Genomic DNA, 4,811 nt, shown 5'->3' on the forward strand with positions numbered 1-4,811 from the left:
CTTCGGAGGAAGCCAATGAGGCCGAAGAGGGCCAGGTCTTTGAGCAGAGCACTGCTGCCGGCAAGGAGGTCGAGAAGGGCACGACTATCTCGTACAAGGTCTCTGGCGGCCCGGACACCACCTCGGTGCCCGATCTGACCGACATGACCGAGGCCCAGGCGCGCAACGCTCTCGACATGGCTGGCTTTGGCGTCGACGTGAGCTACCAGGAAAACGACTCGGTTACCGAGGGCACCGTAATTAGCTGGAACCCCAGCGGCAAGCAGAAGCCCGGTGCCACGATCACCGTCGTCATCGCCAAGAAGTCCGGCAAGGCCAGCGTCCCGGGCAACCTGTACGGCAAGAGCATCTCCGCCGCCGTCACCGCGCTCAACAACGCCGGTTTCTACAACATCGCATTCTGCGATCAGAACGGCAACCCCGTGAGCGGCAACGAAAACGCCACCGTTACGGGTGTCTCCCCCACCGGCAAGCAGTCCACCGATAGCACGATCACGCTGACGGTTTCCATCTCCGGTTCCGGCGACGACTCCGAGTCTAGCAACTAACGTCGATCGCTTGTTGCTCCGAGCGGCTTAGACCGCAAACACATTCGCTCAGAAGCGCCCGCTTGCTCCCCCAGCAAGCGGGCGCTTTTCTTTTGATGTGGGATTGCCGCCCATGGATGAACGCGGCTTTAAACCAGAAGAGCCCGGCACCATGGCGGTACCGGGCTCGATAAATCTCTGGTGCCCCCGGGCGGATTCGAACCGTCGGCACCCGCTTTAGGAGATATGATTTAATGCTACCCCTACCATTCATCAAGCATCATTGAACAACATATAACCGCAGATAAAAAGGCCAATTTGCTTGCGTCCTACCGCTGGGCCTTTCATGAAAATAGGAACACCGAGCGCAACGCGTTGCGCTGAGTCATGAGGCTGTTGCAATAAAAATGAGAATCAAGGCTTCGATAGCAGGATGACAATGAGGGCACAATTTGATTTTTGAAATATGGACGAATTCCTCGTCAGGAGGGTAAAATGATGCCGACGGCAGCCCAAGTTGTGATGAGCTGGGCAGAGCCGTTGCTTAACGAAGTTAGGTCATCGTCTTAGCGACGGTGGCCTTTCTTTTTGGGCTTCGAACCCTGCTTGAGTGCCTTGGAAAGGCCGACAAGGGCCGTGAGGAGCGAGACCATAGCGGTCAGGAGCTTCACGAGCTCAGTGAAATCGGTCATGGGCATCACCTCCCATCGGATGGAGGGCTCTGCCCGGCACGAGGACTGCCGACAGCGAGGATGATTTTATCAGAGTGGTTGGCCCTCTCCGATCAATTCACGCTCCTCACCTTCGCGAAGAGTGCGGGCATGGCAGAATCGGCACTAAACGGCAGTGCGTTAGGGCACCGACGCGATCCTTTCAAAAACTAGCAAGGCGTATCGCCGTTGCGGTACCGGGATCGGCAAATCTCTGGTGTCCCCCGGACGGACTCGAACCCCTCCGCGGGGAAATTGGTGACGCGGTGTCGACGGCCCGAATCCGCCGGCGGCCCCCACAAACCAGAAACGGCGCCGCTCTCGCGACGCCGTCATATTCCCTGGTGCCCCCGGGCGGATTCGAAAACTCCCCCGCGGGAAAATGAGTGACGCGGGTGCCGACGGTCCGAATCCGGCCCTTAGACCAGAAGAGCCCGGCACCATAGCGGTACCGGGCTCGATCAATCTCTGGTGCCCCCGGGCGGATTCGAACCGTCGACACCCGCTTTAGGAGAGCGGTGCTCTATCCCCTGAGCTACGGAGGCATGTCGTACTAGTGTAGCAGATTTACGCCACTACCATGCAGCGCATAGCCGCTCTTCGAGATAGTCATCTGCGACGTTCTTTAATGACTGGTCGTTTAAGAACGTCGCAGGAGACTAGTTGCCTTTGTGGAAGAGGCTTTTGATGACGGAAGGGATGCTCTTGGCGCCCTTGGCGGTCACATCGATAAAGTCGGGCGAACGCACGAGCTTATCCTCGTCGACGTACTTGCGGACCGCACGAAGCGTCTCTTTGTCGTCGCGCGTCGAAAACGTAAAGTGACCGTTGTCCTTGGTGAAGATGGCAAAACGCGTGATCTTCTTGGTGCCGCGTAAAACCTCGGCGGCAATATAGTCGACCTCGTCCCACGGGATTTGAATATAATCCTCGGGATTGCGCTCGTTATAGTACTCAAACGCCTTATTGCCCACCATCACGTTACCGTGGCTGGTAAGCCCCATCAGGCAGGTTGCCGGCGTTGCCAGATCGACCGTGCTGTTCTGAGATTGCGCCATACGCGCCTCGCCCTCCAATAAAAACAATCGGACCGCATCCAGTGTACCCACCGGGTGCGGTCCGTTTCAATGGCTCAAAAGCCCTTGCCTAGCAACTCTCGGTCTTAAGCCGAAGCGTGCTTACATGAAGCCGCAGACGCGACCGATGATGCCGACGGCGAAGAGAGCCAGGATGATGACGATCGGGCTGACCTTCTTCTTGAGGAGCTTGCAGACCAGCAGGGTCAGGCACACAGCGGCAAGGCCGGGGATGAGCTGATCGAGGTTAGCCTGAAGCGTGGTGACCTTAACCTGATCAAGGGCGGTAGCACCGATGGAGTTGTACATCGTCAGCGCTTCCTTGACGCCCTCGGAGCCGGAGGGCAGGCTAGCCCAGTCGATAAAGGCGCCAGCAGACTGCGTGACCTTGGAGACGACCGGGGTGAAGGAGATGGACACCCAGCGCTCGACCAGGGCGCCGATGATGAACATACCCAGGATGGAAGCACCCTCGGTGACCTTGCCCATCAGACCGCCGGAGAGGTCCTTGGCGATGGAGGAGCCGACCTTGTAGCCAAACTCCTGCGTGTACCACAGGAAAGCGTAACGGATGATGTTCCACGCAAAGAAGAACAGCAGCGGACCGGCGATGCTACCGGACAGGGCCATGGAAGCGCCCAGAGCGCCCAAAATCGGGCGAAGGGTGAACCAGAAGGCGGGGTCGCCGACGCCGGCGAGCGGGCCCATCATACCGACCTTGACGCCCTGGATGGCGACGTCGTCGATCGGAGCACCGTTGGCGCGCTCCTCCTCGAGAGCGAGGGTAACGCCAATGACGGGGGCGGAAACATAGGGGTGGGTGTTATAGAACTCCAGGTGGCGCTTAAGAGCGGCAATCTGGTCATCCTTGCTGGTGTAGAGCTTCTTGATCGCAGGGATCATTGCGAAGCACCAGCCGCCGTTCTGCATACGCTCGTAGTTCCACGAGCCCTGAAGGAACTGATGACGGAAGCAAACCTTCTTGCGGTCAGCCTTGGTGAGCTGAATCTTGTTCTCTGCCATATGTATCACTCCCCTCCTACTCGTAATCGTTCAGAATGTCGCCGAGCGGGTCACCGGAGCCACCGCCCATGCCGCCACCCTGCTTGGCCAGATCCTTAAGGCCAAGGTAGATGAGGGCAAGGGAGATGCCGATGAGGCCAAGGGCGATCAGCGTGAGCTGAGGGATGGCAGCAAGGACAAAGCCGAGGATGAAGAACGGCCAGGTCTCCTTGGTGGCCATCATGTTGATGACCATGGCGTAACCGACGGAAGCGACCATGCCGCCGCCGACAGCCATGCCGCCGGACAGCCAGTCGGGCATAGCGTTAAGCGCGTTGGTAACAGCCTCGGCCGGGATGATGCACAGAAGCACTGCCGGGATGGCGATACGAAGGCCCTGCATAAGGATGGCAATGTACTGCCAACGCTCGATGCCGGCGAAGTCGCCCTTCTCGGCGCAACCGTCCATGGCGTGAGCGATAGCGGTAGCCAGGGTACGGCAGATCATGGTCAGGAACAGACCAGCGACCGACAGCGGGACAGCGACGGCGATAGCGGCGGTAACGGCCTTCGACGGATCGGTAGCGCCGCCGTTGAGGGCGAGCACCATGATGATCGAAGAGGCGACCGAGGCCAGAGCGGCGTCAGGCGCGACGGCGGCGCCGACGTTAGCCCAGCCAAGGGCCATCATCTGGAGCGAACCGCCCAGGAGGATGCCCTCCTGAAGGTGACCGGTTACGAGACCGATAAGCGTGCATGCCACGAGCGGCTGATGGAACTGGAACTCATCCAGAATGCCTTCCATACCGGCAAGCAACGCGACAATCGCAACAAGCAGAATAGTGATTGCAGACATGTATCGGACCCTCCTTTACTATGCTTGAGCGGCCAGTTCGGCCTTAGCTTTCTTCAACATGGCGTCGAGATCCTCGGAGGAATCCGAAGGAACCTTGCGGACCTCGAACTTGACGCCCTTAGCCTTGAGGGCCTCGAGAGTCTTGACGTCGTCATCGCCCATGGCGACGGCGTTGGTGACGACGACCTTGCCCTTGGAGTGAGCCATGGAACCGATGTTGACTTCCTTGATGTCGACGCCGGCCTCGATGGCCTTGAGCAGATCCTGCGGGTTCTCGAAGAGCAGCATGGCCTTGGTGTCACCAAAGCGCGTGTCCTTGACGACCTCGGCCATCTTCTTGATGGGCACGACGTTGGCATGGACTCCCGGAGGGGCAGCCTGCTCGATCATGGTCTTGCGGAGCTCGTCGTGAGCAACGCCGTCGGAAACCACGATGATGCGGTTGGGGTTGATCTGCTTGGTCCACGTGGTGGCCACCTGGCCATGCAGCAGACGGGTGTCGATACGGACGTGGGCAATCTTGATGTGCCCGTCGCCGATGACCGTTCCCGGAGGGATGGCGCCTGCAGGAGCAGCGGCGGCCGCAGCCGGCTTCTTCTCCTCGGGCTCCAGAGACTCGGGCTTGACGCGCACGCCAGCC

At 59.4% G+C, this 4,811-nt stretch carries 6 protein-coding genes and 1 tRNA gene; 1 reads left to right on the top strand and 6 read right to left on the bottom strand.

Going from position 1 to position 4,811, the window contains the following annotated elements; translation table 11 throughout:
• The coding region (locus AB5758_RS09495) for a PASTA domain-containing protein (RefSeq protein ID WP_368155528.1) at window positions 1-548 on the top strand (548 nt) is incomplete at its 5' end.
• Between the two features lie 545 nt (window positions 549-1,093).
• On the opposite strand, the gene AB5758_RS09500 is transcribed toward AB5758_RS09495, so the two are convergent.
• From AB5758_RS09500 to AB5758_RS09525, 6 genes are all read right to left on the bottom strand, one after another.
• The gene (locus AB5758_RS09500; RefSeq protein WP_255413117.1) at window positions 1,094-1,219 is read right to left on the bottom strand and encodes a hypothetical protein; all 126 of its coding nucleotides are present in this window, start codon (window positions 1,217-1,219) and stop codon (window positions 1,094-1,096) included.
• Window positions 1,220-1,706: 487 nt separating this feature from the next.
• A tRNA-Arg gene (locus tag AB5758_RS09505) sits at window positions 1,707-1,782 on the bottom strand.
• Window positions 1,783-1,896: 114 nt separating this feature from the next.
• A complete protein-coding gene (locus AB5758_RS09510) occupies window positions 1,897-2,295 on the bottom strand; it encodes a DUF956 family protein (RefSeq protein WP_238022763.1) in 399 nt (132 codons plus the stop codon).
• A gap of 120 nt (window positions 2,296-2,415) precedes the next feature.
• On the bottom strand, window positions 2,416-3,336 hold the full coding sequence (locus AB5758_RS09515) for a PTS system mannose/fructose/sorbose family transporter subunit IID (RefSeq protein WP_271739910.1): 921 nt from the start codon (window positions 3,334-3,336) through the stop codon (window positions 2,416-2,418).
• Between the two features lie 16 nt (window positions 3,337-3,352).
• Window positions 3,353-4,171 (bottom strand): PTS mannose/fructose/sorbose transporter subunit IIC, encoded by an 819-nt coding sequence (locus tag AB5758_RS09520; protein ID WP_271739911.1) that lies wholly within the window; start codon window positions 4,169-4,171, stop codon window positions 3,353-3,355.
• Window positions 4,172-4,189: 18 nt separating this feature from the next.
• On the bottom strand, window positions 4,190-4,811 hold a 622-nt coding region (locus AB5758_RS09525), incomplete at its 5' end, for a PTS sugar transporter subunit IIB (RefSeq protein ID WP_368155530.1).

This window comes from Collinsella aerofaciens (genome assembly GCF_040926405.1).
Lineage (GTDB): Bacteria > Actinomycetota > Coriobacteriia > Coriobacteriales > Coriobacteriaceae > Collinsella.